The organism is Actinomycetospora sp. (assembly GCF_055612215.1).
This window is the reverse complement of record NZ_JBVPVA010000994.1, coordinates 1-3,062: the sequence shown is the minus strand read 5'-3', so window position 1 is coordinate 3,062 and position 3,062 is coordinate 1. Positions and strand designations below refer to the sequence as shown.

Sequence of the window (3,062 nt, the reverse complement as noted above, 5' to 3'; positions counted from 1 at the left end):
GTCGTCGACGTCGCCGACTGCCTCGCCGCGGCCCGCGCACTCGCCGACGCCGGACGGGTGGACCCGGACCGGATGGCCATCCGCGGCGGCTCCGCGGGCGGGTTCACGACGCTGGCCGCCCTCGCCCGCCCCGACACCCCGTTCTCCGCGGGGGCCGACCACTTCGGCGTCGCCGACCTCGAGGCGCTCGCCCGCGACACGCACAAGTTCGAGTCCCGCTACCTCGACGGGCTCGTCGGCCCCTACCCGGCCGACCGCGACGTCTACGTCGAGCGCTCGCCGATCCACCACGTCGAGGACTTCGCGACCCCGCTCATCGTGCTGCAGGGCGACGAGGACGCGATCGTCCCGCCCAACCAGTCGGAGATGATCGTCGAGGCGCTCCGGGCCCGCGGGGTCCCGGTGGCGTACCTGCTCTTCGCCGGGGAACAGCACGGGTTCCGCAAGGCCGAGAACATCCGCCGCGCGCTCGACGCCGAGCTGGCCTTCTACGCGCGGCTGTTCGGGTTCGCGCTGCCCACCTCGGAGGGGATCGAGCCGGTCTCCGTCGACAACCTGGACTGAGGGTCCCGGGGGCGGACCAGCGCGATGAGGCCCCCGACGAGGAGGGTGATCACCACCCCGAGGGCCACGAACCACGGGAACGCCAGCGGCTGCCCGCCGAGGTCGATGCCCAGCGCCGCCCACGCGGTGCCGAGCAGCGTCACGACGAACGCCACCGCCGAGGCCACCCCGTCGGCGCGGGGGATCAGCAGCCCGAGCAGGAATGCGCCGAGCAGCGCGCCGTAGGCGTACGAGGCGATCGACAGGCCGAGCTCGACCACCGGGTTCGCGGTCGTCGTGAACAGCGACGCGAACCCGACCATCACCAGCGCCCACACCCCGGTCATCCACCGGGCGACGGTCAGCATCGTCGCCTCCGTCGGCCGCCAGCGTCCCCAGGACGCCACGAGGTCGGCGAGCGTCGAGGTCGACAGCGAGTTCAGTGCGCTGGACAGGGACCCCATCGTCGCGGCGAGGATGCCGGCGACGAGCAGCCCGGACAGTCCGACGGGCAGGTCGCGCAGGATGAACTCGCCGAAGAGCTGGTCGCTGGTCAGGTGCAGCGAGGACAGCGTCGCGCCGCGGTTGCGGGCCCAGAGCAGCGCCCCCACCAGCGAGAACAGCGCGAACTGCACCCCGATCGCGACGGCCGAGCCGATCATCGCCTTGCGCCCGTCGGGCAGGGAGCGGCACGAGAGCACCCGCTGCGCGATGAGCTGGTCGGAGCCGTGCGAGCCCATGGTGAGCAGCGCACCCCCGACGACCGCGGTGACGAACGCGTACGGGCTGGTCAGGATCGGCTTCGAGAAGTCGAACACGGTGAACTTCCCGGCGTCCCACGCCGCCGCCCACCCGGCCGCGCCGACCTGCGTCGAGAGCACGACCACGCAGACCACCGCGCCGAGGACGTAGAGGCCCGTCTGCAGGAAGTCGGTCCACACGACGGCCTTGATGCCGCCGACGTAGGTGTAGGCGACGGTCACCGCGGTGATGGCCAGGACGATGACGAAATAGTTCACGTCGAGCCCGAACTCGGCGAGCAGCAGCTTGATCGGGATGGCGCCGGCGAAGAGCCGCACGCCCTCCGCGAGCAGCCGGGTCACCAGGAACGTCAGCGACGCGAGCCCCTGGGTGTTCGGCCCGAAGCGCTGCCCGAGGTACTGGTAGGCCGAGACGAACCCGCCGCGGAAGTAGAGCGGCAGCAGCACGAACGCCACCAGGGTGCGGCCCACGAGGTAGCCGACGGCCAGCTCCACGTAGGAGAACGAGCCGCCGTAGGCCACCCCCGGGACGCTGATGACGGTCAGCGTCGAGGTCTCGGTGGCCACGATCGAGAACATGACCGCCCACCAGGGCAGCGAGCGTTCCCCGGTGAAGTACTCGGTGGCCGAGCGCTGGCGCCCCGAGAGCTTCAGGCCGATGACGGCGATCGCCACCAGGTAGGCGACGATGACGGCGAGGTTGACGGCGTCGCGCACGTCGGTCCCCCTCCTACTCGGTGCGGATGATCTCGTGCCCGCCGACCAGCACGGTCGTGACCTCGAGGGCGTCGTCGAGGACGGTCACGTCGGCGACCCCGCCGGGGCGCAGGACGCCGAGGTCGGGGTGCGGACGCCGGGCCGGCGGGACCAGGCGCGCCGGGGTCGCGGTGGCGGCGACGAGCGCGGCGGCTGGGTCGACGCCGGCCTCGACCGCCGTGCGGACGCAGCCGGCCAGCGTCGCGGCGCTGCCGGCGAGGGTGCCGTCGGGGTTGCGGACGGCGCCGTCGGTGACGGTGAGCGCGACGTCGCCGAGCGTGAAGGTGCCCTCGGGCATCCCGGCGGCGGCGGTCGCGTCGGTGATCAGTGCCCACCGCCCGGCGGCGGCGTGCGCGACCACGCGCAGGACGTCGGGGGCGAGGTGGTGGCCGTCGGCGATCACGGTGACGACCGCCCCGGGACGCGCGAGCGCGGCCGCGGCCAGGCCGGGCGCGCGGTGGGCGAAGCCGCTCATGGCGTTGAACAGGTGGGTGGCGCCGGCGATGCCGGCGTCGAACCCGGCGTGGGCGTCGGCCGCGTCGGCGTCGGAGTGCCCGGCCATGACGGTGACGCCGCGAGTGACGGCGAGTCGCACGAGGTCGAGCGCGCCGTCGAGCTCCGGGGCGAGCGTCGTGATCGCGACCTCGCCGGCGTCCAGCAGCCTCGTGAGGCGGTCCGGGTCCGGGGCGCGCAGGTGGTGCGGCGGATGGGTGCCGGCGCGGGCAGGGGAGAGGAAGGGGCCCTCGACGTGGGCGCCGAGCAGCCGGGCGGTGGGCGTGCCGGCGGCGGGGCGGGCCCGGTCGAGCCGGGCGAGCGCGCCGGTCGCGGTGTCCGGGGCGGCGGTGATGATCGTCGGCGCGAGCGCGGTGACCCCGTCGGCGGCCACGGCGCGGCGCAGCGCCGCCACCCGCGCGTCGGCCTCGTCCGGATCGGCCGCGCCGAGCGCCGTCAGGTCGACGCCCGCGTAGCCGTTGCACTGCACGTCCACGAGCCCCGCGACGG

At 74.4% G+C, this 3,062-nt stretch carries 3 protein-coding genes; 1 reads left to right on the top strand and 2 read right to left on the bottom strand.

All coding sequences use genetic code 11. The features are described 5' to 3' along the window. On the top strand, positions 1-564 hold a 564-nt coding region (locus AC0CYZ_RS27005; protein ID WP_472221124.1), incomplete at its 5' end, for an alpha/beta hydrolase family protein. Here AC0CYZ_RS27005 and AC0CYZ_RS27000 read toward each other — a convergent pair. Beyond that, entirely contained in the window at positions 489-2,021 is a 1,533-nt protein-coding gene (locus AC0CYZ_RS27000) for a sodium:solute symporter (RefSeq protein ID WP_472221122.1), read from the bottom strand. The two genes, AC0CYZ_RS27005 and AC0CYZ_RS27000, sit on opposite strands and share 76 nt — an antisense overlap. Before the next feature lie 13 nt (positions 2,022-2,034). Then, positions 2,035-3,062: amidohydrolase family protein (locus tag AC0CYZ_RS26995; RefSeq protein WP_472221120.1), on the bottom strand; the 1,028-nt coding region annotated here is incomplete at its 5' end.